At 64.7% G+C, this 22,325-nt stretch carries 24 protein-coding genes; 9 read left to right on the forward strand and 15 right to left on the reverse strand.

The window, feature by feature from the left end; all coding sequences use genetic code 11:
- The first annotated feature begins 1 nt into the window (after nucleotide 1).
- Entirely contained in the window at nucleotides 2-874 is an 873-nt protein-coding gene (locus M8523_RS20015; protein ID WP_282586667.1) for a class I SAM-dependent methyltransferase, read from the forward strand.
- A gap of 133 nt (nucleotides 875-1,007) precedes the next feature.
- Here M8523_RS20015 and M8523_RS20020 read toward each other — a convergent pair whose 3' ends face one another.
- The 5 genes from M8523_RS20020 to M8523_RS20040 all read right to left on the reverse strand — a co-directional run bounded on the left by M8523_RS20020 (nucleotide 1,008) and on the right by M8523_RS20040 (nucleotide 2,736).
- Nucleotides 1,008-1,295, reverse strand: coding sequence for a GIY-YIG nuclease family protein (locus M8523_RS20020; protein WP_282586668.1), 288 nt, complete (start codon nucleotides 1,293-1,295; stop codon nucleotides 1,008-1,010).
- Nucleotides 1,296-1,484: 189 nt separating this feature from the next.
- On the reverse strand, nucleotides 1,485-1,799 hold the full coding sequence (locus M8523_RS20025; RefSeq protein ID WP_282586669.1) for a hypothetical protein: 315 nt from the start codon (nucleotides 1,797-1,799) through the stop codon (nucleotides 1,485-1,487).
- Nucleotides 1,774-2,175, reverse strand: coding sequence for a hypothetical protein (locus tag M8523_RS20030; RefSeq protein WP_282586670.1), 402 nt, complete (start codon nucleotides 2,173-2,175; stop codon nucleotides 1,774-1,776). Before M8523_RS20030 ends, M8523_RS20025 begins: the two co-directional genes overlap by 26 nt.
- 22 nt (nucleotides 2,176-2,197) lie before the next feature.
- Nucleotides 2,198-2,398 (reverse strand): DUF2283 domain-containing protein, encoded by a 201-nt coding sequence (locus M8523_RS20035; protein WP_282586671.1) that lies wholly within the window; start codon nucleotides 2,396-2,398, stop codon nucleotides 2,198-2,200.
- Complete coding sequence (locus tag M8523_RS20040; protein ID WP_345894271.1) at nucleotides 2,395-2,736, reverse strand: DUF4258 domain-containing protein; 342 nt, start codon at nucleotides 2,734-2,736, stop codon at nucleotides 2,395-2,397. Before M8523_RS20040 ends, M8523_RS20035 begins: the two co-directional genes overlap by 4 nt.
- On the opposite strand from M8523_RS20040, the gene M8523_RS20045 reads away from it, so the two are divergent.
- On the forward strand, nucleotides 2,735-3,025 hold the full coding sequence (locus M8523_RS20045) for an FAD assembly factor SdhE (protein WP_282586673.1): 291 nt from the start codon (nucleotides 2,735-2,737) through the stop codon (nucleotides 3,023-3,025). The two genes, M8523_RS20040 and M8523_RS20045, sit on opposite strands and share 2 nt — an antisense overlap.
- A gap of 19 nt (nucleotides 3,026-3,044) precedes the next feature.
- Nucleotides 3,045-6,623 (forward strand): transcription-repair coupling factor, encoded by a 3,579-nt coding sequence (mfd, locus tag M8523_RS20050; RefSeq protein ID WP_282586674.1) that lies wholly within the window; start codon nucleotides 3,045-3,047, stop codon nucleotides 6,621-6,623.
- A 686-nt stretch (nucleotides 6,624-7,309) separates the two neighbouring features.
- Here mfd and M8523_RS20055 read toward each other — a convergent pair.
- A complete protein-coding gene (locus M8523_RS20055; RefSeq protein WP_282586675.1) occupies nucleotides 7,310-7,618 on the reverse strand; it encodes a UBP-type zinc finger domain-containing protein in 309 nt (102 codons plus the stop codon).
- Here M8523_RS20055 and M8523_RS20060 point away from each other — a divergent pair.
- The 3 genes from M8523_RS20060 to lon all read left to right on the forward strand — a co-directional run bounded on the left by M8523_RS20060 (nucleotide 7,617) and on the right by lon (nucleotide 10,809).
- Complete coding sequence (locus M8523_RS20060) at nucleotides 7,617-7,877, forward strand: hypothetical protein (RefSeq protein WP_510182673.1); 261 nt, start codon at nucleotides 7,617-7,619, stop codon at nucleotides 7,875-7,877. The two genes, M8523_RS20055 and M8523_RS20060, sit on opposite strands and share 2 nt — an antisense overlap.
- A gap of 116 nt (nucleotides 7,878-7,993) precedes the next feature.
- The gene (locus tag M8523_RS20065; protein ID WP_282586677.1) at nucleotides 7,994-8,398 is read left to right on the forward strand and encodes an Hsp20/alpha crystallin family protein; all 405 of its coding nucleotides are present in this window, start codon (nucleotides 7,994-7,996) and stop codon (nucleotides 8,396-8,398) included.
- Nucleotides 8,398-10,809 carry an endopeptidase La gene (gene lon, locus M8523_RS20070; protein WP_428350945.1) on the forward strand — a complete coding sequence of 804 codons (2,412 nt, stop codon included), beginning with the start codon at nucleotides 8,398-8,400 and terminating at the stop codon, nucleotides 10,807-10,809. Before M8523_RS20065 ends, lon begins: the two co-directional genes overlap by 1 nt.
- Nucleotides 10,810-11,035: 226 nt before the next feature.
- Here lon and M8523_RS20075 read toward each other — a convergent pair whose 3' ends face one another.
- Nucleotides 11,036-11,374, reverse strand: coding sequence for an NTF2 fold immunity protein (locus M8523_RS20075; protein ID WP_282586679.1), 339 nt, complete (start codon nucleotides 11,372-11,374; stop codon nucleotides 11,036-11,038).
- A gap of 329 nt (nucleotides 11,375-11,703) precedes the next feature.
- Between M8523_RS20075 and poxB the strand changes: the two genes are divergently transcribed.
- Nucleotides 11,704-13,440, forward strand: coding sequence for a ubiquinone-dependent pyruvate dehydrogenase (gene poxB / locus M8523_RS20080; RefSeq protein ID WP_282586680.1), 1,737 nt, complete (start codon nucleotides 11,704-11,706; stop codon nucleotides 13,438-13,440).
- Nucleotides 13,441-14,096: 656 nt separating this feature from the next.
- Here the strand turns inward: poxB and M8523_RS20085 are convergent.
- Nucleotides 14,097-14,888, reverse strand: a complete 792-nt coding sequence (locus M8523_RS20085; RefSeq protein WP_282586681.1) for an SDR family NAD(P)-dependent oxidoreductase — start codon at nucleotides 14,886-14,888, stop codon at nucleotides 14,097-14,099.
- A gap of 100 nt (nucleotides 14,889-14,988) precedes the next feature.
- Between M8523_RS20085 and M8523_RS20090 the strand changes: the two genes are divergently transcribed.
- The gene (locus tag M8523_RS20090) at nucleotides 14,989-15,897 is read left to right on the forward strand and encodes a LysR family transcriptional regulator (protein WP_282586682.1); all 909 of its coding nucleotides are present in this window, start codon (nucleotides 14,989-14,991) and stop codon (nucleotides 15,895-15,897) included.
- Nucleotides 15,898-16,067: 170 nt separating this feature from the next.
- Here the strand turns inward: M8523_RS20090 and M8523_RS20095 are convergent, their stop codons facing one another.
- On the reverse strand, nucleotides 16,068-16,796 hold the full coding sequence (locus M8523_RS20095; protein WP_282586683.1) for a phytochelatin synthase family protein: 729 nt from the start codon (nucleotides 16,794-16,796) through the stop codon (nucleotides 16,068-16,070).
- Nucleotides 16,797-17,107: 311 nt separating this feature from the next.
- Here M8523_RS20095 and M8523_RS20100 point away from each other — a divergent pair, with 311 nt between their 5' ends.
- Nucleotides 17,108-18,055, forward strand: a complete 948-nt coding sequence (locus M8523_RS20100; RefSeq protein WP_282586684.1) for an exopolyphosphatase — start codon at nucleotides 17,108-17,110, stop codon at nucleotides 18,053-18,055.
- Nucleotides 18,056-18,106: 51 nt separating this feature from the next.
- Here M8523_RS20100 and M8523_RS20105 read toward each other — a convergent pair whose 3' ends face one another.
- The 6 genes from M8523_RS20105 to M8523_RS20130 form a co-directional block, all read right to left on the reverse strand.
- Nucleotides 18,107-18,253: a hypothetical protein gene (locus M8523_RS20105; RefSeq protein ID WP_282586685.1), complete on the reverse strand. Its 147-nt coding sequence runs from the start codon at nucleotides 18,251-18,253 to the stop codon at nucleotides 18,107-18,109.
- An 80-nt stretch (nucleotides 18,254-18,333) separates the two neighbouring features.
- On the reverse strand, nucleotides 18,334-18,549 hold the full coding sequence (locus M8523_RS20110; RefSeq protein ID WP_282586686.1) for a CsbD family protein: 216 nt from the start codon (nucleotides 18,547-18,549) through the stop codon (nucleotides 18,334-18,336).
- 162 nt (nucleotides 18,550-18,711) lie between these two features.
- Nucleotides 18,712-19,959, reverse strand: coding sequence for a M48 family metallopeptidase (locus tag M8523_RS20115; RefSeq protein WP_282586712.1), 1,248 nt, complete (start codon nucleotides 19,957-19,959; stop codon nucleotides 18,712-18,714).
- A 56-nt stretch (nucleotides 19,960-20,015) separates the two neighbouring features.
- Nucleotides 20,016-20,567: a metallophosphoesterase gene (locus M8523_RS20120; RefSeq protein WP_282586713.1), complete on the reverse strand. Its 552-nt coding sequence runs from the start codon at nucleotides 20,565-20,567 to the stop codon at nucleotides 20,016-20,018.
- A gap of 137 nt (nucleotides 20,568-20,704) precedes the next feature.
- Nucleotides 20,705-21,664: a tetratricopeptide repeat protein gene (locus M8523_RS20125; protein ID WP_282586687.1), complete on the reverse strand. Its 960-nt coding sequence runs from the start codon at nucleotides 21,662-21,664 to the stop codon at nucleotides 20,705-20,707.
- Complete coding sequence (locus M8523_RS20130; protein ID WP_282586688.1) at nucleotides 21,664-22,314, reverse strand: thiamine phosphate synthase; 651 nt, start codon at nucleotides 22,312-22,314, stop codon at nucleotides 21,664-21,666. The genes M8523_RS20125 and M8523_RS20130 overlap by 1 nt, the downstream gene beginning before the upstream one ends.
- Nucleotides 22,315-22,325 lie beyond the last annotated feature (11 nt).

Raw genomic sequence — 22,325 nt, forward strand, 5'->3', positions numbered from 1 at the left:
GGTGTTCCTTCGCGGTAAGGGCGATGGCCAACGCGCGCCGGGGCGGGAGGTTCAGGGCGTGGGGTTCATGCCGCATCCCCTATCACGCCCGTCCGGCAAGAAGGGAGAGCGCCGCAGCCATGTGCCGCAGGATTTCACGGACCTTCTCGCCAGACAGGCGCACGCCATGTTCGACGTGAGACCTCTGCAGGACTTGAAAGGCTTCGACGAGGAGCGGTTCAAGCGGGACGGCATTGCCGCGCATCCGCCGATTTGCGGGCCGAACGGCGAATATTTCGGCCATGAATGGTCGCGGTGGCGCTACGACACGCTTGATGCCCATATCGACGGCTGGCTCGCCACGCGCCAGGGCTGTGCTGCCATCCTCGACGTCGGCTGTGCGAGCGGCGTGACGGCCGCGCGCTTTGCCGGCGCGGGTCATGGGGTCACGGCCTTCGACATCGTCGATCCCGCAGGCGGCGCCCTCCCGGCGGGCGTCACGTTTCTCCAGGCCGATCTCCGCACGCTGTCCGCCGCTCAATTCGCGACCCCGTTCGACCTCATCCACGCCAGCCGCGTCCTCAATTTCCTCACGCTCGACGACCTCGATCGCTTCTTCGGCTTCGTCACGGCGGCCCTGGCCCCCGAAGGCCGCCTTGCGGCGCGGTTCTTCGTGACGGACGCCCAGTCGGCCGAAATGCAAAGCCGCACCCGGCCCGGCACCCGACCTCCCGTGCCGCTCTACCCTGGACTCGTCGCCCATCACGTCGCCGAGGTTCATGCGCTGCTGCATGCGAACGGACTGGAGATCGTGACGGGCTTCAGCGACGGACGGGTGGAGGTCGGGGTGGTGGCTCGGCCAGCCCCGAGGCATCACGGCGAACGCGATGCATGAAGGAGACTTTCGCACGGTACCGGCTCTCATTCCGGGGCGCCGAAGGCGAACCCGAAGCGGTGTGCTCAAGTGATCGCCGCCGAGGCACCCCGGTTCCGGATCTCCGCTGCGCTGCGTCCGGAATGAGGATGGTTCAGTTGTTGAGCGTGTGAAACAGGTCGGCCCAGCCTGGATTCACCGCCTCTATCAGAGCGATCTTCCAATCACGACGCCACTTCTTCAGCTGCTTTTCCCGGGCGATAGCATCGACGATGCGCTCATGATCCTCCATCCAGACAAGCCGATGCACACCATAGCGCGCCGAGAATCCCGGCGTGACGCCGCTCTTGTGCTCGACGATGCGACGCCCGAGATCCCGTGTGACGCCAAGGTACAACGTCCCGTAGGGCCGGCTCGACAGCAAACAGACGTGGCACGGCATGCGAGTGTCCCAAGGCGACGCCCGAGTTTCGCCAAGGTTCCGAACGCAAGCAAGTGCCTCATTCCGGGGCGGCGCAGCCGAACCCGGAACCGGTGTGCTCCAGCGTCCAACGCCGAAGCTCCCCGGTTCCGGATCTCCGCTGCGCTGCGTCCGGAATGAGGACGGTTCAGTGGCACGGAGGAACTGCGGTCAGGTCGTACCCTGACCCTCGTCATAAAGGTAAAGCGTCACGAGACAGGCAAAGCCATTGGCCCAGGTGATCGCGTCGGCGAGGTCGATGCCCTCCCGCGCCTCGTAGACCACCGCGTCGTTGCCCATCCGCTCTGGGGCCCGGTCGGCATCGGCGCAATTGTTGTCATGCCATGTCGGCTCGATGATGCCGTTGATGCGACGCCAACGATAATTGTGCTTTCTGTTGACCTGGATCGAGGCGGTGCACTTTGGAAAGGTGCGGCAACCGTCAAATTGGGCAATTCGATTATTGCATCCCGAAAAGGACAGCACTCAAATCGCTCGTTCCAGGAACAGATCGGGTACCAAGTAAGTCGGCTCTCATCGCGTTCATGATAGCCGCCATGGCTATTTGACCCTTTGGTTCAGAGAGGATGGCTCCGACTTCTTCTAAATCCTTAAGCGCTCTTACGACATCGGGGGTTCCGAATAAGCAGATCCTCGTTTTCGCATCAGCGGTAAGAGCCAACAGATCTGCTGTTCGACCCTGACTGAGGCCTGCCGCCGCCTTGAAATAATCGGTATAAGCAAGAGCCTTCTGGTTGCTCAGCAATTTTTTGGCTTCCAGGCGCTGCCCGTAAGCATATTGCAGTGTTGCGCCAATCAACACACCGATAAGCGATAGGCTAGCAATGAGGAGACCCTGCATACTCCAATCTCAGATCATCTGATCAAGCTGCGGTCAGCTGTGCCAAATCGGGACGGCCTATGGCCAAGTGCTCTGACGCATCCAGCACCTCAATGGCCACGATACGTCCTTCCGCATCGAAGTCGAACATCACCCCCGGCCGCACCTCCTCGGTCTCCACAACCGGCGCATCGGCAAACCGCACGTACAGTGCATCCACTTCAGGATCGTATTTCGTCCTCATCGCTGATGCCTCCGGCCACGGTCCAAGAACAAGGTGATGATCCGAATATGGTCATCGTACCGACTATATACCACGCGCAACACGCGTCCGTCCCGTTCCGGAACCGCACGATAGGCCCGTGTTCGATCTGTGTGTTTTGGATCGAGTTCTATTGCCGCGGGCGCCAGCACCGTCCGCTCGACCCATGCCCGCTCGAGGCTGCGCTCAACCAGCATGTCCAGCGCATGGTTGCTGTAGACAAATGTCGCCATCCCGCTATCCACCTCCACCGCCGCTGGCACCCCACCCCCATCCCCTCTATATATCTCTCGGACACCACCACCCGAGCGCACCCGCATGACCCAGACCGCCGCAGACACCCCCCCGGGCCCCGATGCCCGGCGCCGGCGCTTGGTGTTTCGGGCGTGGCATCGCGGGACGCGGGAGATGGATCTGGTGATGGGGCGGTTCACCGAGGCCAGCATCAATGCGCTGTCGGAGCGCGAGGTCGACGATCTCGAAGCCCTCATGGAAGCCAATGATCGGGACGTCTTCGATTGGGTCTCCGGCATGGCGGAAACGCCGGCCAATTATGATACGCCGGTGTTCCGGCGGCTTTGCGCCTTCCATCTGAACCCCAACATCTGAACCACAAGACCCGAGTTTCATGGCCCCTGCCACCAAGACCCTCGCGGCGAAGCCTCCCCAGGCCGTCGCCGCCCCGGCCCGCGCGGCGCTGACGGATGTCGCCCGCGCGACCGCCGCGTTGCGCAAGGGCGACCACCTCACCCTCACCCATGTGCCGGACGGGTTCGACGCCTTCGTGGCGGCCGACCTCACCCGCGCTTTGGCCCGGCAAGGCGAGGACAAGCCGGTGGTGCTGGTGCATGTGGCGCGCGAGGCGCAGCGTGCCGCGGCCTTCCGCGAGGCCTTCGCGTTCGCGGCACCCGATGTCGAGGTGCTGGATTTCCCGGCCTGGGATTGCCAGGCCTATGACCGCGTCTCGCCTTCCGCCACTATCGCGGCGCGGCGCATGACGGTTCTGTCGCGGCTCGCCCGATCCAAAAGCTCGCGCGAGCGGCCGCGCATCCTCTCAACCACGGTCGCGGCGCTGGTGCAGCGCGTGCCGCCGAAAAGCGCCGTCGCCAAGGACAGTTTTTCCGCCGTGCCGGGCAATTCGGTCTCGACCGACGAATTGACGGCCTGGCTCGAGACCAATGGCTTTTCACGCTCCGGCACGGTGCGGGACACGGGCGATTATGCGGTGCGGGGCGGCATCGTCGACCTCTACGCACCCGGCATGGTGGCGCCGGTGCGGCTCGACTTCTTCGGCCATACGCTGGAATCGATCCGCGCCTTCGATCCGGAAACCCAGCGCACCACGGGGCAGCTGCGCGCGCTCGACCTCGTGCCGATGAGCGAGGTGCAGCTCACCACCGACACGATCCGCCGCTTCCGCCAGGCCTATGTGGCCGAGTTCGGGGCCCAGACACGCGGCGACCAGCTCTACGAGGCGATCAGCGAAGGTCGCCGCCACCCCGGCATGGAACATTGGCTGCCCTTGTTCCACGGCGAGCTCGACACGCTGTTCGATTATCTGGGCGAAGCGCCTGTGCTGCTCGACCCGATGGCGCGCGACGCCGCGACCGAGCGCTTCGCGATCATCAAGGACCATTACGAGAACCGCAAGACCGCCACGAATTTCAAGGGCGACGGCAGCCTCTACAAGCCCCTGGCGCCCGACAAACTCTATATGACGGCGGAGGATTTCGCCGACACGCTTGAGCTTATCCCGGTCGCGCAGGTCACGCCCTTCGATGTCGCGGCCAAGACCGCGATCGACTGCGGCGGCAAACCGGGGCGCGATTTCGCGGCGGAGCGGGCCGATGAGAGCGCCAATGTCTTCAACGCCGCCGTCGCGCATATCCAGACGCTGCAGAAGGACGGCCGCCGCGTGCTGGTCGCCGGCTGGACCGACGGCTCACGCGACCGTCTGAAGGGCGTGTTGAACGAGCACGGTCTGAAATGGATCGAGCTCGTCTCCTCGCTGACGCAGGCGTTCGGCACCAAGCAGCAGCATGTCGCCATGGGCGTCATGGCATTGGAGCATGGCTTCGAGGCCGGCGACCTCGTGGTGATCGGCGAGCAGGACCTGCTCGGCGACCGCCTCTTGCGCAACCGCAAGAAGGCGCGCCGGGCACAGGACTTTTTGCAGGAGGTCGGCTCGCTGTCGGCCGGCGACATCGTCGTGCATGTCGATCACGGCATCGGCCGTTTCATCGGGTTGCAGCAGATCAAGGTCGGCGAGGCGCCGCACGATTGCCTGGAAATCCACTACGCCGAGAACGCCAAACTCTACCTGCCGGTCGAAAACCTGGAACTCCTGTCGCGCTACGGCTCGGAAGACATGGAGGTCGTGCTCGACCGCTTGGGCGGCGCCGGCTGGCAGAACCGCAAGGCGCGGATGAAGAACCGCATCCGCGAGATCGCCCACGGGCTGATCGCGATTGCGGCCGAGCGCGCCACCAAGGCGGCCGAGAAATACGTACCGCCGCTCGGCTCCTACGACGAATTCTGCGCCCGCTTCCCGTATGACGAGACGGAGGATCAGGCGAATTCGATCGAGGCGGTGCTGAAGGACCTCGAATCCGGCCACCCGATGGACCGGCTCATCTGCGGCGACGTCGGTTTCGGCAAGACCGAGGTGGCGCTGCGCGCCGCCTTCGCGGCGGCCATCAACGGTGCCCAGGTGGCCGTGGTGGTGCCCACCACGCTGCTGGCCCGCCAGCATTACAGGACCTTCGCGACCCGCTTCGCCGGCCTGCCCATCAATGTGGCGCAGATCTCCCGCATGGTGACGGCCGCCGACCAGAGACAGGCCCGCGCCGGCATCGCGGATGGCACGGTCGACATCGTGGTCGGCACCCATGCGGTGCTGGGCAAGGGCGTCACCTTCAAGGACCTCGGCCTCGTCATCATCGACGAAGAGCAGCATTTCGGCGTCGCCCACAAGGAGCGCCTGAAGGAGTTGCGCGCGGCCGTGCATGTGCTGACGCTGTCCGCCACCCCCATCCCCCGCACCCTGCAACTCGCCATGACGGGCGTGCGCGACCTCTCGATCATCGCGACGCCGCCGGTCGACAGGCTCGCCGTGCGGACCTCCATCTTCCCGTTCGACGAGATGCTGGTGCGCGAGGCTTTGCTGCGCGAACGCTATCGCGGTGGCCAGAGCTTCTTCGTCTGCCCGCGCATCGAGGATCTGGAGGAGGCGGCGAGCTTCCTGCGCCAACAGGTGCCCGAGTGCAAGTTCATCATGGCGCATGGCCAGATGGCCGCGACCGAGCTGGAAGAGCGCATGTCGCACTTCTACGAGGGGCAATATGACGTGCTGCTCGCGACCGCCATCGTCGAATCCGGCCTCGACATCCCGCGTGCCAACACGCTCGTGGTGTGGCGGGCCGACATGTTCGGCCTGGGCGCGCTCTACCAGTTGCGCGGCCGCGTCGGCCGCTCGAAGACGCGCGCCTATGCGCTCTTCACCATTCCGGCCAACAAGCCGCCGACCCCGCAGGCCGAGAAACGCCTCAAGGTGCTGCAACAGCTCGACACGTTGGGCGCCGGCTTCGAGCTCGCGAGCCACGACCTCGACCAGCGTGGCGCCGGCAACCTGCTCGGCGACGAGCAGAGCGGCCACATCAAGGAGGTCGGGTTCGAACTCTACCAGCAGATGCTGCGCGATGCGATCGACGCCCTGAAGGCGGGCGGCACCGAGATCGCCCAGGAGGCCTGGTCGCCTTCCATCACGGTTGGGGTGCCGGTGACGATGCCGGAAGACTACGTCCCCGACCTGACGCTGCGCCTCAGCCTCTACCGCCGCCTCTCGACCCTCGACACCGACGAGGAGATCGAGAGTTTCGGGGCCGAACTGATCGACCGGTTCGGCGAGATGCCCGACGAGGTGCGGCTGCTTCTCAAGCTCGTGCGCGTCAAGGCGCTCTGCCGCCGCGCCAACGTCGAGAAGGTCGACGCCGGCCCCAAGGGCGTCATCATCGGCTTCCGCGACAATTCCTTCGCGAACCCGGCTGGTCTGGTGAAGATGGTGCAGGGAGAAGGGCCCAGGGCCAAGGTTCGACCCGACATGCGCATCGCGTTCCTGCGGGAGTTCGACAAGCCGGCGGAACGGCTGGAGGGGACGCGGGAGATTTTGGAGGCGCTGGTGAAGATCGCGGAGAAGAAGGCGGCGTAGAGGCGGCGGCCGTTCCGCAAAGATGAGACGGGGCAACGAGGTGCCGAGGCCTGCGCCTCGGATGTTCTCGAAAGCGGCTATCGCCTGGCGAGCCGCGTGGTCTTGGTGATGGCGACGGTCTCGACGCTGACACGAGTCAGGCCGTCCGGGGCGAGTGGCGGAAGTATTTGAAATCTCGATGCTCACGCGGCTTGGACGCGAAAGATCGGCTACGAGACTTGATGCTGATCTGAATCACCTTCTGGCTGTCTCGATTGCTGCACGTGCAGCAGCTTTTGAAGGCGCCCTTCGGCATCGCGACGAAAGGCACTACGCGCGGGGCAATCGATCGGTGACCGCTCACCTGACCTCGATGCAGCCGCCCGAGGTCATCAATTGTGAGTGCAATCCGGCCCCATTTGGCGACAATCCCGCCGATCATCGGTAACGGGCCCGACTTCGGCGGCCGGGCTTTCGCTTACGCGCCGGACGAAAGCCTGCTCGCCCTGACCTCTCCCGGGCACCGATTGCACGTCGTCGAGATCGACAGCGCGGTGTCGCGGCGTCAGAAGTGCCGTTATCCGTGCTATTTGACGGAGCCGTTTCCCGCCTGTCACGATGACGCCCGATCCGGCGGATGACGCGCCGGCCCACGAGGGACTACGGCATGGTCTGCTCTCCGGATCACGTCGCCTCGACCGCCGTGTTCAGATGAAGCGGGGGATCGGCCCATCCTGCGGGGTCGTGTCTGTCCCGAGGTCGATGAAGACTTCGTCCACGTAGCACCAGCCCCATCCTTCGGGCGGATCGTAACCCTCCATGGTGGGGTGGGCGGTCGCGCGGAAATGGCGGGTCGCATGGCGATGCGGAGACTCGTCGCAACAGCCGACATGACCGCAGGTGCGGCAAAGCCGCAAGTGAACCCAGGCGCTGCCGATGCGCAGGCATTCCTCGCAGCCGCGCGCGCTCGGACGCACGGTGTGGATCTGGTCGAGATGGGAGCACGTCTTGGTCATGGGTACCGCCTTTCTAAAGAACCGGCGACACTGGGCGGCCGTCAAGCCCATCTTCACTTGGGTTCTGCTTGCCCGCTGCATCCCCGTCCGTATTGCCATGGATGAGCGGCCGGACGGGCTCCATCTCGCGGCAGGAATGACCGCGACGATCCATCTTGTCGCCCAGGACGAACGAGGCAAGCAATTTCCCTCGCAATTGGCTCTCCTCATGGCGTTGAACATCGTCGGCCTCACGATCGTGTGCGAAGCCGAGACTTGACCTTCCCGTTTCACCATCACGATATTGAAGAAAAGGGCTCCCGCTCGATGAAGACGTTGAGCCGACCTCGCTGCCGCAGGCGAGCATGACTGTTCACAATGAGACTTGAGGTTAGCATGGCGCAGGTTCCTCAGGATTGGATGTGGTCGGAGGCCATCGCGGTGTTGGCGCGGGCCGACCGCCTGCACGACCAGTTCTTCCGGCCACGGACTACGGCGCGGCGACCCGCGTGGGAGCCGCCAGTCGACGTGATCGAGACCGACAGCCAGGTCCTCATCCTGATCGCTCTTCCTGGTGTCGCACCCGATCAAGTCGAGGCCGTTCTCGAAGAAGGGTGCCTCGTCGTCTCTGGACGCAGGGTGCTGCCCCGCGAGTTGCTGACTGCTGTGATTCACCGCCTGGAGCTGCCGCAGGGCCGCTTCGAGCGTCGCATCCCTGTGCCGCCCGGCCGCTACGACACGGTCGAGAGTGCGGCCCGGGACGGCTGCCTGGTGATCAGCCTGCACAAGGCCGCCCGATGATGCGCTCTCTCTCCCTGCTGCGCGCGCCCGACGGCGCAGGTTCGAGCTCGTCCGAGCTTCCTCTCAACAGCCTTCCCGAGGATGCGCTGATCATCGTGCCGATCCGCAACACGGTGATCTTTCCAGGTACGGTGTTTCCCGTATCGCTTGGGCGAGAGCGGTCCGTGGCGGCCGCGCAGGCCGCCGTGCGGGCCGAAAAACCCATCGGCCTCCTGATGCAGCGCAACGCCGAGGACGAGGAGCCGGCGGCGATCGACCTCCACCGTATCGGGACGCTGTGCAACGTGCTGCGCTACCTCAGTGCGCCGGATGGAACCCAGCATGTGGTGCTGCAAGGAGTGCAGCGCTTCCAAGTCGCCGACTATCTTCGCGAGCGCCCCTTCTTGGCCGCCAAGGTGCTGCGGATCGAGGAGGTCGACCAGACGGGACCGGCCATCGAGGCGACGCGACTGAACCTGCAGCGGCTGGCGATCGAGACCCTGCAGTTGCTGCCCCAGGTGCCCGCCGACCTCGTCCAGGCCGTCCAGAGCACACAATCCCCGAGTGTGCTGCCGGATCTCGTCGCCGCCTATCTGGACATCACGCCCGACCAGAAACAGGAACTGCTCGAGACTGCCAACCAGATGAGCCGCATGGAAAAGGTGACGGCCCTCCTGGCTCATCGCATCGAGGTGTTACGCATCACCAACGAGATCGGCCGTCAGACCAAGCAGACATTCGACGAACGCCAGCGCGAGGCCGTGTTGCGCGAGCAGATGGCCGCGATTCAACGACAACTCGGCGAAGGCGAAAATCAAGGCAAGGCGGCCGAGGTCGCGGAGCTTGCGGCCAAGATCGATGCGGCCGGGATGCCGGCCGATACGGAAGCGGTCGCGCGCAAGGAACTCCGCCGCTACGAGCGCAGCCCCGAGGCGTCGCCGGAGACCGGCATGTTGCGCAACCATCTCGACTGGCTGGTCGACCTTCCCTGGCGCCTGCCCGAGTCGAAGCCGATCGACATCACCGCTGCGCGACAGATTTTGGATGCCGAGCATTTCGGACTCACGAAGATCAAGCAACGCATCGTGGAATACCTTGCGGTGCGCAAGCTCGCCCCGAACGGGAAGGCGCCGATCCTGTGCTTTGTCGGGCCGCCCGGTGTGGGAAAGACCTCGCTCGGGCAGTCCATTGCCCGGGCACTCGGTCGGCCTTTCGTTCGGGTAAGCCTTGGTGGCGTGCACGACGAGGCCGAGATCCGCGGGCATCGTTCGACCTATATCGGGGCCCTGCCGGGCAACATCATCCAGGGTCTGCGCAAGGCGGGCGCGCGCAACTGCGTCATGATGCTGGACGAAATCGACAAGATGGGCCGTGGCGTGCAGGGCGATCCCTCGGCCGCGATGCTGGAGGTGCTCGACCCGGAACAGAACAGCACGTTCCGGGACAATTACCTCGGCGTGCCCTTCGACCTGTCGCGCGTCCTCTTCATCTCGACCGCCAACATGCTCGACACGATTCCGGGTCCTTTGCGCGACCGCATGGAGGTGATTTCACTCCCCGGCTACACGCTCGAGGAGAAGTTCCAGATCGCCAGGCGTTACCTCGTCCCGCGACAGATCGAGGCGAACGGGCTCGCGGCCGATCAGGTGACGATCGAGGACGCCGTCCTTCGGGGAATCATCGCCGGTTATACACGCGAAGCCGGGGTGCGCAGCCTGGAGCGCGAGATCGGCCGGATGCTGCGCAATGCCGCGGTGCGTATAGCCGAAGGGTCGGTCGGCCGGGTGGTACTCACGTCGGACGATCTGACCTCGATCTTGGGTGGCCCGGTCTTCGAGAACGAGGTCGCGGTCCGCACGAGCGTGCCAGGCGTCGCGACCGGGCTCGCGTGGACGCCGGTGGGCGGCGAAATCCTCTTCATCGAGGCGACCCGCAACCCCGGCAAGGGCGGCCTGATGGTGACCGGTCAACTCGGCGATGTGATGCGGGAGAGCGTGCACGCGGCGCTGAGCCTTCTCAAGAACCGGGCCGCCTCGCTCGGCATCGAGGCGAATTGGTTTGAGCGCAACGACATCCATGTCCATGTGCCGGCAGGCGCCACCCCCAAGGACGGCCCGAGTGCAGGCGTCGCAATGTTCACGGCTCTCGCCTCGCTCGCCACAGGCCGCTCGGTGCGTCCGGACACGGCGATGACGGGTGAGATCACCTTGCGCGGACTCGTGTTGCCCGTCGGCGGCATCAAGGAGAAGGTCGTCGGCGCGGCGGCGGCCGGGATTACGCGGGTCATGTTGCCGGCCCGCAACCGGCGTGATTTCGATGAGATTCCCGAGGATGCGCGCGACAAGCTGGAATTCGTCTGGCTGGACCGCGTTGATCAGGCCATCGAGGCTGCTCTGCAGGAGCCGGTCAAAGAGGCGGCAGCCGCGGAATAGCGTTTCGGTCGCGGAGTCGTCGTTCTCAGAAAGTGGCGGCGGCTACCGCAGGCGCTGATGAGAGGCTCGCCAACGGCGCAGACCTCCTCTCGGATGTCTCCTATGGTCCTTGGCTGACATTGGTTCAGTTGCCCGCCACCGCCGATCCAGTTCACATCAGCGGTGCTTTGTCGTCTAGACGCGCCAAGCGACCGTGGATGGACGCAGCGGTCAAGCCGTCGTTCGTTTATTTGGAGTGAATGATGCTCAGCACCGCCCCATTCCGTTGACAGAGGAGTATTTGGGCCGTCCCACCGACTAAAGCGGTAGGCAAGGTGCCGTTCACTGTCCAGATACCGCCCGAAAGGCTTGCTCGCAAAGGCATCTCGCGGCTGATCATGTCCTCTCCATAGATCGGCGTGAGGTAAGTCAGCGCCACGGCCACCGCGATTTTCTCATTTCCGATAATGCCACGCTTGAGTTGGACCAGATCGACGTTGGAGGCACAGCGTGTATCATCTGCGAGGGCGACACCGGCGATGCTCATGACTCCAATGAATATCATTGCCGGCAGCCAATGGTGCATCTCATTATCCTGTCCGGTTTCGGCTGGTGGGTAGAGGGTGAAGGAAGAGTCCGGTTCGGAAATCCCGTCACGTTGCCGGTGAGAGGTGGCCGAGAAAGGCCGATATCCCCAGCGTGACGACCCCCAGCCCAACGCTCCGTCAAAAGCGTCGCGTCCTGTGTGCCCTCGGTGGTGGTTCCCGCGATCCACGGTTCCTGCATCTTTTGGCATGAGACCGGCTCGGGTGACACTCTGTTCACCCGTCGGAGCCCTACCCATAATCCGACGCAGGCCCGTTCGTGCCAAGAACCGCCTAGGCCGGTCTATCCCCTTCAACTTCGGAGAAGCCCATGTCGATCGATAATATCGCCGATCTCATCGTCGAGACACTGCAGGAAGCTGGCGTCAAGCGCATCTTCGGGGTCGTGGGCGACAGTCTGAACGGCCTGACTGAGTCGCTGCGGAAGCGTGGCACCATCGACTGGGTGCATGTCCGTCACGAGGAGGTGGCGGCTTTCGCGGCGTCCGGCGAGGCGCAGATCACGGGCGAACTGGCGGTCTGCGCCGGCTCGTGCGGCCCGGGTAACCTGCATCTCATCAACGGTCTGTTCGATGCCCACCGCAGCCGCACGCCGGTGTTGGCGATCGCGGCCCAGATCCCCTCGGCCGAGATCGGCGGCGGCTATTTTCAGGAAACCCATCCGCAGAGCCTGTTCCGTGAGTGTAGCCACTATTGCGAACTCGTGTCCGATCCGCACCAGCTGCCCTTCGTGTTGGAGAACGCCATTCGCGCGGCGGTCGGTCTGCGCGGCGTCGCCGTGGTGGTGATCCCCGGCGATGTCGCGCTGAAGCCTGCGCCGAACAAAGCCATCGCGCCGAAGCGCAGCCTCATTCCCGCGGCGCCGATCGTTCAACCGCAGCCGGCCGAACTCGACGCTCTCGCCGACCTGCTCAACGGCGCCGAGCGCGTCACCCTGTTCTGCGGGCGTGGTTGCGCGGGGGCACATGCGCCGCTGATGCGACTCGCCGAGGCCCTGAAGAGCCCGATCGTCCATGCCCTCGGCGGCAAGGACCATGTCGAATACGACAATCCCTATGACGTCGGGCTCACCGGCTTCATCGGGTTTTCCTCCGGCTATGCCGCCATGCACAGCTGCGAGGTGCTGCTGATGCTCGGCACAGATTTCCCCTACAAGCAGTTCCTGCCGACCGACGCCCGGATTGCGCAAGTCGACATTCGCCCAGAAAATCTCGGCCGCCGCGCCAAGCTGGACCTCGGTCTCGTCGGCGACATCGGGGCCACGATCTCGGCACTGTTGCCGCGTCTGCAGGTCAAGACGGACCGGTTGCACCTCGATGACGCGCTCGCGCGATACAAGAAATCCCGCGAGGGACTGGACGATCTCGCCAAAGGTACGCCCGGCCACAAACCGGTCCATCCGCAATATCTCGCAAAGGTGGTCAGCGATGCGGCCAGCGACGATGCCGTTTTCACCTTCGACGTTGGCACGCCGACGATCTGGGCAGCGCGCTACCTCAAGATGAACGGCAAGCGCCGGCTGGTTGGCTCGCTGGTGCATGGCTCCATGGCCAATGCCATGCCGCAGGGAATCGGCATTCAGGCGGCCCAGCCCGGACGACAAGTGATCGCGCTGGCGGGCGATGGTGGTTTCACGATGCTGATGGGTGATCTCATCACCCTGACCCAGGCCAAGCTCCCCCTGAAGGTCGTGATCTTCAACAACAGCGTGCTGGGCTTCGTGGCGCTGGAGATGAAGGCGTCGGGCTACGTCGAGACGGGTGTCGACCTCCAGAATCCGGATTTCGCCGCCATGGCACGGGCCATGGGCATCCACGCGCTCCGCGTCGAGGACCCGGGCGAACTTCCCGGTGCGGTCCAGAGCATCCTCGATCACGACGGCCCGGCGCTGCTCGACGTGGTGACGGCCACAAACGAACTCTCCATGCCGCCGACGATCGGCCTTGAACAGGTGAAGGGCTTCAGCCTGTGGTTGCTCCGGGCCGTCATGAGCGGCCGCGGCGATCAAGTGATCGACCTCGCCAAAACAAACCTGCTGCCGCGCTGAGCCGCGAAGGAAGACTGCGGCAAGGAGCGTTGCCGCACCACTCACCAGGAACGAACCACGACCCGACAGCTTGAGCGATCAACTGGTTCCAGGATGATCAGGAGAGAAGAATGGCAGCCTCACCATCGGACGAAGTCAAGGTCATCCGGGTGCAGGCGGCAAGCTTCTCCGCAATGCGACCACTCAGTTCACCCCCGGCTTCCCCTACGAGTAGCCGGACACGAACGCCGATCAGCTCAACGCCGACCTCCTGACCTTCAAGAAAACTGCGGGACAGGGCGGCGGAGGGAGGAGTGCGCAGCTTGGTGCCGTCGATCGCCGAATGACCAGACAGGCGCGACCGGGGCCGGCGGCCCTTGCGATGGCCGCGTTGCTGGCCGTCTCTCCTGTGAAAGCCAGGGCCGATGAAGCCGCAGCCACGAATGCCTCGCTAACCGTTCCCCGAGCCTCTTGAAAGGCTCTGTCTCACGCAAGGCCCGATGATTGTTCGACCTGGCCGGCCACGTCGATGTCGCGGTTGGCGACAAAACACAATTCGCTTGCGACAAACGTGGCCGCTTTTCATGTACCGCGATCCACATTCCGACTGCGGCTTGCGTGATCGCCAGGGCCGCGCTCTGCGGAGGACTGCTTTTCAGCAGAAACCAGTGGTCTCTTCAGGCAATCGTATTGATGAGGCCGCCCTCGGCGCGCAGCGCGGCTCCGTTGGTCGCCGATGAGCGTGGGCTCGCAAGGTAAGCCACGAGGTTTGCGACCTCCTTGGCGTCGATCATTCGTTGGAGGATCGAGGCCGAGCGGGCCGTCGCGAAGAACTCCGCTTCGATCTCTTGGATCGGGGCGGACGGATCCTTGGCTTGGCTTCGCAGGAAAGCCTCGATCCCCTCGGAACGGGTCGGCCCGGGCATCACGGCGTTGACGGTCACGTTGGTACCGCGCGTCAACTGCGCGAGCCCGCGCGAGATCGAAAGCTGCGCCGTTTTGGAGGTGGCGTAGTGGATCATGTCCGCCGGGATCGCGATGCCGGATTCGCTGGAGATGAATATGATCCGTCCCCAGTTGCGCTCCAGCATCCCGGGCATGTAGGTGCGCGACAGCCGAACCCCGCTCATCACGTTCACCTCGAACAGGCGGGTCCAATCGGCATCGGCGATGTCAGCGAAAGCCTTGCTTTCGTAGATGCCGAGGTTGTTGACCAGGATGTCGACCCGGTCGACGGCGGCCGCGAGCGTCGCGGCACCATCGCTCGCCGCGACATCCACCATGATGCCGGTCACCCTGGTGTTGGTCGTGGAGCCAATGTCCGCGATGGCGGCGTCCAGCTTCGCTTGGCTTCGGCCCGTGATGACGACCCGCGCGCCCTCCGCAGCGAGCGTGCGCGCAATTTCGAGCCCGATGCCGGCTGTGGCGCCAGTGACGAGAGCCGTCTTGTCGGCGAGTTGCAGGTCCATGATGAGATCCCGGGCAAATGTGTCTGCAAAACATTTGTCCCTTGGTCCCCACCGTCGCTATTCCCATAAGGCGCAAAGGACTTGTGACTGGATTTCACCAATGCCGCGCATAGCCATGGACCGGTCTGGCGAAATGGAGGTGTTCGCCCGTGTCGTCCAGGAAGGCGGCTTCTCGGCTGCGGCCCGCAGTCTCGATCTCACGCCCTCGGCCGTGAGCAAGCTGATCGCCCGCCTCGAAGCGAGGCTCGGCGCGCGCCTCCTGGTCCGCACCACCAGAGCGCTGACGTTGACCGAGGAAGGCGAAGCCTTCCACCATGCCGCAACGCGCATCATTCAGGATCTCAACGATGCCGACCAGGCGGCATCCGGCGGGGCGCTCCGTGGGCGGCTCCGCATCAACGCCTCGATCCCCTTCGGTTCGATGTTCGTGGCGCCGGCCCTGCGGGGCTTCCTCGAAAACAATCCGCATCTGACCGTCGATCTGAGCCTGACCGACGACATCGTTGATTTGCTGGCACAACGTGCGGATGTCGCGATCCGCATGGGAACTTTGGCGGACAGCGGGCTCATCGCCCGCAAGCTCGGGGAAAGTCCGCGCGTCATCTGTGCGGCGCCGGCCTACCTGGAACGCCGCGGCATTCCCCAGTTACCCGAAGACCTCGCCGGCCACGATTGCCTCACGTTCAACTTTCGACGGGGATGGCCGACCTGGCCGTTCCGGCAGGATGGTCGAAATATCGAACAGCCCGTCCGAGGCAACCTCATCGTCAACAATGGCGAAACCATGAGACAGATGACGCTCGCCGGCGTCGGTATCGCACGGCTTGGCTCGTTTCACGTCGCCGCCGACATCTCCGCAGGACGGCTCACTCCGCTCCTCGAGGCTTACAATCCGGGTGATCTCGAACTGATCAGCGCCCTCTACGTCGGTGGTGGTCCGATCCCCCATCGGGTCCGTGTCTTCATCGAATACATGGCCAAAGCCTTGAAACAGTTATCGCTCGGCTGATGGACGGGGTGGAGACGCACACGATGTTCGGCCGTCGATGATACGGTGGAAGGCGACGGAGGTTCCTCCTCTGGAACGCCGCCACACCCGCATCTCGCGATTTCGAGCCTGCGATCCGGCGGAGTTGCGCAAGCCGCCCTCAACTTCGTCCACCTCCACACCCACTGTCATCACGGCTTCGCGCCGGCCGCCCCAGCCACCAGCACATAGCCCCGCGTCTTGTTGTCATTGTCGGAATCCGTGGTGTTCATGGCGTCGAAGAGGTCGGCGGTCGTGACCCAGACGGGCGGGTATTTGTAGCGGGCGACGTCGAGGATCAGGAAACGGTCGGCCTTGGCGTCATAGGCGGCGAGCGGCGAGATGTGGCCGCCGCGCTCCTGCCCGATCGCCCGTCGAAGATAGTTGACGATGACAAAATGGTCCCGGGCCGCGAGATAGTCGCCAGCCGCCTTTCGGAAGGCGTCGAGGCCGCCGGGTTCGGCGTGATGCACCTCGACGGTGAGTGGATGCAGGGCCAGCAAACGCCCGAGCTGGTCGAGCGTCATGCCCTGCTGCAGCAGCACGGCGCGCGGCAGGATGGCCTCGGTCGCGTCATTCAGCACGTTCTCCTGCGTGAACATCGCGAAGGGCTGGTATTCGGGGCTGGTCGGGGCGGGTGCCTTGATGGCGTTCAACACCATCACCATGCTGGCGACGCCGCAAAAAGCCTGGTTCTTCTGCGTTTCGAAGGCGACGCTGATCGGCAGGTAGGCTTCGAGCGGTTTCGTCTCGAGCAGCAGCGTCTCGCCCGCGGCGGAGCGCAGGTCGATCAGCTTGTCGGGAAGAACGAGGGTCTCGGCCGAGACCTGGCCGGCCAGCAGAACGACAAAGAAAAACGATCGTAGAATGGAGACGAACATGGGGGGTCTCTCCGACGGCGCCGGCCGCGGAGGTGCCGCCGCCAAATACGCCACCCTAGCAAGCCGGTGCCGCCGAGGCGAGCCGGCGTCCGATCCGCGTTGGCCTAAGAGGGGACAATCGGATCGCAATGGCTCCGATCAGCCAACGGCTCCTTGCGAGGCCGAGGACCAAACCGCAGCCTCGGTCCGTCGCATTCGAGCATCCCGGCTCAGACGCGATTGACCCTGTCCCCATGCGGTCCCACCGACTCAGGATTCGCTTAGCACATCGACGCTACACGTGATCGCGACCCAACGACCCGGATGTGCTCATGTCTGTAGGACCCTATCGGCTCGTCACGCGCAGCGATTTCGACGGACTTGTTTGTGGCATGCTGCTCCGCGAGTCAGGGCTGATCGCCGAGATCAAATTCGTCCACCCCAAGGACATGCAGGATGGCTTGGTCGCGATCACGGATCGCGACATCATCACCAACCTGCCTTACGTGCCCGGCTGCCATTTGGCCTTCGACCACCATTCGAGCGAAATGGATCGCAATGGGGAGGTTCAGCCGAACCATATCATCGATCCGACAGCGCCTTCGGCCGCCCATGTGGTCTACCGCCACTTCGGCGGGGCGGCCGCCTTTCCGAAGATCGGCGATGACCTTATGAATGCGGTGGACAAGGCCGATTCCGCCCAGTTCTCGCGGGACGAGATCCTAAACCCGACCGGTTGGACGCTGCTCAACTTCCTGATGGATTCACGCACCGGGCTCGGCCGGTTCAGGGATTTCACCGTGTCGAACTACGAGTTGATGATGCAGCTCATCGACAAATGCCGGCACCTCTCAGTCGATGAGGTCCTGGCTCTGCCTGACGTACGGGAGCGCGTCGCCCTCTATGAAGCCCACCGCGAGCAATTCGCGGCCCAGCTTCGACGCTGCGCTACCGTGCATGGCAAGCTCTGCCTGCTGGACCTGCGTGAAGAAGACCCGATCTTCGCGGGCAACCGCTTCATGATCTATGCCATGCACCCCGGGTGCAACATCTCGGCGCATGTGATGTGGGGCCTGCGCAAGCAGAACACGGTCTTCGCGATCGGCAAGTCGATCCTCGATCGCGGTTCGCCCGTCGATGTCGGGGCGGTCTGCGCCTCATATGGCGGAGGCGGCCACACGGCCGCCGGGACCTGCCAGGTGGACAATGAGCGGGCCGAGGAGGTGAAAACGGCGCTCATCGAGCGGCTCAACCCGCCGTCGCTCGCCAGCGCGGCTTGAACTTACGCCGACGGCAGAAGCGACACCACATTTGACGAGGCCTCTGTCTCGTCACTTGCTTTTCACGTCGACCCCGTTCTTGCCGACATTGATCTGCAGTCCATCGGGCTGCTGATGGTCCTGATAGCTCTGGTATCCGAGGACCGCGACCACCACCACGAGCGCGCCGACGATGAAGTAGAGGATGTTGCGGTTCATGCGACCTGCAAAGACTGGAGAAGAGGCGTTCGCCTGGCTTGGCGGCCCGCAGCGGTGCTGCAGGCCGCAGCCGGGCGGGATCAGATCGCCTTGTTGATCGTGTCAGCCACCTTGTTGGCACCGTCCTTCACCGCGGCCTTGGCGTCGCCAGCGGTCTTCTGGGCCTCACCCTTGGCTTCCTGAGCCAACCCCTCGGCCTGCAGCTTCTCGGAGCCGACCAGCTTGCCGATGCCCTGCTTGATGTTCCCAACCGCCTCGTTGGCGAGACCCGAAGCCTTATCGGTCGTGCTGCTCATGTTCAGATCCTTTCTGACGTTGTCCGAAACGGACAAGCTGCCGATTAACCGATGTTAGGGTGGTTGGTTCCCGACTTGCCGGTCGGAATCCGCCTGTCGGGCTAATTGCTTAACGGACGCGACGTGTCGAGGAACGCCCGTGCGACGGAGGCCCCGACCCTATCAGGCGATCACCAGATCCGACGGTGCCGCATCCCGGAGATGGCGGACCCGGATCGGCACGGGCGGATGCGAGTAGTGGGCCAAGGCGTAGACCGGGTCAGGCGTCAACGTCGAGGCATTGTCGCGCGCGAGTCCCGTCAGAGCGCTGATCATCGGCGCGGCACCCACCGCACGCCGCGCATAATCATCGGCCTGGAATTCATTGCGGCGGGAGACCCAGTTGGTCAGCGGGGTCAGCAGCGGTCCGACCACGGAGGCGAGCAGCATGCAGACGAAGAGATCGAGCGCATGATCCTGCGCCTCGAGGCCGAAGGCGGGCAAGAGCCAAGGCTGCTGGCACAGCCAACCGAAGGCCGCGAGCCCGATCAGCAGGGTGACGGCACCCTGACACAGCCCGAACAACACATGACGGTGGCGGAAATGGCCGAGCTCATGTGCCACCACGGCCGCCACTTCGTCGACCGTGCTGCGCGCCAGGAGCGTGTCGAACAGCACAATCCGCTTCGCGCGCCCGAAGCCGATGAAGAAGGCGTTGCCATGCGCGGTCCGGCGCGATGCGTCCATGGTAAAAAGGCCCGAAGCCCGGAAGCCAGCTTGCGTGAGCAGATTTTCGATACGGGCCCGCAGGGGGCCGTCTTCCAGTGGCATGAAGCGGTTGAAGCGTGGCGCGATCAGCCGCACGTAAATCGCGGGCGCGGCGACCATCAGGATCACCAAGGCGACCCAGGTCCACAGCCACCATAGACCGCTGAACGTCTTCATCACCCAGAGGGCCGCCGCGAGCAGCGGGACCGCGACGACAAGCGCGATCAGTGCGGACTTCAAGCGGTCGGCCACGAAGGTGCGGAGGTTCGTGCGGTTGAAGCCGAAGCGCTGTTCGAGCACGAAGGAACGGTAGAGATCGAGCGGCAGGGCCAGGACAGCGCGTACGACGGCGGTCACGACCAGAAACGCGACGCCAAGGCCGATGGAGGGCGGGAATATCTTGGCGAGCAGTCCGTACAGGGCCCCGATGCCACCCGCGATCCAGCCGAGCGTGATCAGCGTGTCCAGCACCGTCTCCAGCCGTGCGAGCGTCTCGCGGGCGATGGTGTAATCGGCGGCTTTTCGATGTTCCGCGGGCGTGACGGTGGCGGCGAAGTCCGGCGGCACGCTGTCACGATGGGCGCGCACATAGGCGATCTGGCGGTGGGACAAATAGAACGCGACAGCCGCCCAGAACAAGGTCGCGGCGACGAACGCCATCATCAGCACGATCGGGATCTCCGGTTGAGGGTTCGGGCTTCACGTGTCGGACGCCGCCTTCAAGAGGCGCCGTCGCGGACAAGTTCCTCGGGCAACAAAGTGGCCGCATCCTGACGCGCAACGATTGCCGCGACCGCCACGGGACGAAAATCCCAGGCGTCGACGCCGACGTCGCACGAGCGGCGCGTGTCGGCCAGAGTGCCATGGGTATGGCCGTAAAGGTGACGGGTGCCCCGCCACAGACCGGGCCAGGCCCGATGGGCGTAATGCGCGAGAAAGAACCGCCATTCCGCTCCCGCGTCCCACACCGTCGTGCGCGCGCTCTCGACCACGGTGGCCCAGGGCAGGTCCAGCACGCGATTGGTGTCATGATTGCCGCGGACGAGCCGCTTGACGCCCTGGAGACGGCCGAAAATCTCACTGCAGCGCGCCCGGCTCGCCCCTGCGGCAAAATCGCCAAGGTGCCAGACCTCGTCGTCCGGCGCGACGGTCTCGTTCCAACGAAGGATCAGCCCCTCGTCATGATCCTCCACCGATTTGAACACGTGACCACGCATGCGAAGCACGTGAGTGTCGCCAAAATGGGTATCGGCCGTGAAGAACGTCGTCATTCCGACCGAGATATAGCGTGAAATGCCGCGCCGGGCGGCCCTGCGGCGAGGAGTCCTTGCCGGACCGATCGGCAATGCGGTCCTACAGCGCCCTGCTGTGATGCATAATGCCCGCGTGCAACGACCATTCGCGGCGATCAGAAGGCCAGTTGCCGCTTGACCAGGTCCTCGACCTTCGTGCGCTCCGCTGGTGTCAACGAAGTCAGGATGCCGTCGAGCCAGGCATCCTTGATGCCCGCCGCCCGCGCCAGGACGTGCCAGCGTGCGGCCTCGACGACGTTCTTGGCAAGGCCACGGCCGGCCGCGTAGAGCCGCGCGACCCGGTTCTCGGCGATGGGATTGCCGGCCGCGGCGGCCCGCAGAAAATACCTGGCAGCCGCCGCCTCATCCTTCGGCACGCCCTCACCATTGAACAGGATGATGGCATATTGCACGGCAGCCCCTGAATCTTGCCCGTCGGCGGCCTGTTTCAGGAGGTCGATCGCCTTGGGCAGGTTCTGGGGCACGCCGCGCCCCTGGCGATACAGCGCCGACAGGGCTTCGAGCGCATCCACGTCCCCCGCATCGGCCGCTCTCTGGAAATAGGCGGCCGCCTTGGGGAAGTCGCGCGTCTTGAGATCGCCCTGGATCGCCATGATGCCAAGGTTATAGAGCGCACCCGGATGGTCGGCTTCCGCGGCCTTTTCGAGATAGGTCTGCGCCGCGACACGATCCTTGGGCACGCCTTTGCCTTCGAGCAGCGCCATGCCATACGCGAATATGGCCTCGCGGTTGCCCTGGAGACTGGCGAGCTTGTTCCAGCGCGCCGCCTCCGCGAGGTCCTTGTTGACCGCCATCCCCTGGGCGTAAATTTCGCCCACGAGCGCCATGGCGGCGCCGTCATGCGGATTTTTCGCGATGCGATCCATGGCCTCCTTCAAGGCCGTGGCAAAATAGCCGCGCTGAAAGGCCCCGAAGGCAAGGTCTGGAACCGGCGCGACGACACCGGCCGGCGTCTGCAAGGCGCCGAAACCGGTTGCCGTGTCTTCGGCCTGCGCCAAAGCCGGCCATGCCATCAAAAGCCCGGCCCAGCAGGCGGACCGCCTTCCGGCTGCCATCACACCTGCTCCGAACCAGCAAGGCTCGCGCGTTGCGCGACGGCTTCGAGAACCGCTGCGGCGGCTGCGACAGCCGCTCCAGGTCCACGTGGATCCGTCCACACCGCATCCGCCAAGGCGATGAAGTCGGCGCCCGCGGTGGCCAACGGTTCCACCTCGTCCAGGCTGTGCGCCCAGGCCACGCAGGGCACCTGAAAGATTTCCGCCCACCAGGCCACATGGGCCACCCGCGCGTCGAGCGGCGGAACCTCGGCGTCGTCGCCGAACAGCAGATAATCGACCCCGCTCTCGCCCGCCATCATGGCGTCGTCGCGCGTCAACAGCTGGCCGGCCCCAACGATGCGGTCGGGTTTCATGCTGCGAAGGGCTTGATCGAGATCGTCACCGGGCCCGCGCAGATGCACGCCATCCGCGCCGACCGCCGCTGCGGCCCGCGTATCGTCTTCGAGCAGCAAGGCCGCGCCCTGCTCCTGCACGAGCGGCGTCAGCGCGGCCGCGACCTTGCGGCGGCGCCCATCGTCATGCGCCGGCGTCCGCAGCAGCACGCAGGCCACGTCGGCCGCCCGCAGGGCGGCCGTCAAAGCTGACACGAAGAGGCCCGCCTCGGCAACGACAGGCGTGATCAGGTAAAGACGCGCGGGTTCGGACATGGGCCCCTCGA

The organism is Lichenifustis flavocetrariae (assembly GCF_026130545.1).
Classification (GTDB): Bacteria; Pseudomonadota; Alphaproteobacteria; order Rhizobiales; family Beijerinckiaceae; genus Lichenihabitans; species Lichenihabitans flavocetrariae.

Excerpts from the sequence above, each read along its gene's own strand:
- M8523_RS20035 (WP_282586671.1), bottom strand. The coding sequence starts at position 2,398 with ATGAGGACGAAATACGATCCTGAAGTGGATGCACTGTACGTGCGGTTT.
- M8523_RS20085 (WP_282586681.1), bottom strand. The coding sequence starts at position 14,888 with ATGGACCTGCAACTCGCCGACAAGACGGCTCTCGTCACTGGCGCCACA.
- M8523_RS20020 (WP_282586668.1), bottom strand. The coding sequence starts at position 1,295 with ATGCCGTGCCACGTCTGTTTGCTGTCGAGCCGGCCCTACGGGACGTTG.
- M8523_RS20110 (WP_282586686.1), bottom strand. The coding sequence starts at position 18,549 with ATGAGCAGCACGACCGATAAGGCTTCGGGTCTCGCCAACGAGGCGGTT.
- M8523_RS20130 (WP_282586688.1), bottom strand. The coding sequence starts at position 22,314 with ATGTCCGAACCCGCGCGTCTTTACCTGATCACGCCTGTCGTTGCCGAG.
- M8523_RS20075 (WP_282586679.1), bottom strand. The coding sequence starts at position 11,374 with ATGCACCATTGGCTGCCGGCAATGATATTCATTGGAGTCATGAGCATC.
- M8523_RS20115 (WP_282586712.1), bottom strand. The coding sequence starts at position 19,959 with ATGATGGCGTTCGTCGCCGCGACCTTGTTCTGGGCGGCTGTCGCGTTC.
- M8523_RS20100 (WP_282586684.1), top strand. The coding sequence starts at position 17,108 with ATGTCTGTAGGACCCTATCGGCTCGTCACGCGCAGCGATTTCGACGGA.
- M8523_RS20090 (WP_282586682.1), top strand. The coding sequence starts at position 14,989 with ATGCCGCGCATAGCCATGGACCGGTCTGGCGAAATGGAGGTGTTCGCC.
- M8523_RS20125 (WP_282586687.1), bottom strand. The coding sequence starts at position 21,664 with ATGGCAGCCGGAAGGCGGTCCGCCTGCTGGGCCGGGCTTTTGATGGCA.
- M8523_RS20055 (WP_282586675.1), bottom strand. The coding sequence starts at position 7,618 with ATGACCAAGACGTGCTCCCATCTCGACCAGATCCACACCGTGCGTCCG.
- lon (WP_428350945.1), top strand. The coding sequence starts at position 8,398 with ATGCGCTCTCTCTCCCTGCTGCGCGCGCCCGACGGCGCAGGTTCGAGC.
- M8523_RS20040 (WP_345894271.1), bottom strand. The coding sequence starts at position 2,736 with ATGCGGGTGCGCTCGGGTGGTGGTGTCCGAGAGATATATAGAGGGGAT.
- M8523_RS20105 (WP_282586685.1), bottom strand. The coding sequence starts at position 18,253 with ATGAACCGCAACATCCTCTACTTCATCGTCGGCGCGCTCGTGGTGGTG.
- M8523_RS20095 (WP_282586683.1), bottom strand. The coding sequence starts at position 16,796 with ATGTTCGTCTCCATTCTACGATCGTTTTTCTTTGTCGTTCTGCTGGCC.
- M8523_RS20065 (WP_282586677.1), top strand. The coding sequence starts at position 7,994 with ATGGCGCAGGTTCCTCAGGATTGGATGTGGTCGGAGGCCATCGCGGTG.
- M8523_RS20060 (WP_510182673.1), top strand. The coding sequence starts at position 7,617 with ATGGGTACCGCCTTTCTAAAGAACCGGCGACACTGGGCGGCCGTCAAG.
- M8523_RS20045 (WP_282586673.1), top strand. The coding sequence starts at position 2,735 with ATGACCCAGACCGCCGCAGACACCCCCCCGGGCCCCGATGCCCGGCGC.
- M8523_RS20120 (WP_282586713.1), bottom strand. The coding sequence starts at position 20,567 with ATGACGACGTTCTTCACGGCCGATACCCATTTTGGCGACACTCACGTG.
- M8523_RS20030 (WP_282586670.1), bottom strand. The coding sequence starts at position 2,175 with ATGCAGGGTCTCCTCATTGCTAGCCTATCGCTTATCGGTGTGTTGATT.
- poxB (WP_282586680.1), top strand. The coding sequence starts at position 11,704 with ATGTCGATCGATAATATCGCCGATCTCATCGTCGAGACACTGCAGGAA.
- mfd (WP_282586674.1), top strand. The coding sequence starts at position 3,045 with ATGGCCCCTGCCACCAAGACCCTCGCGGCGAAGCCTCCCCAGGCCGTC.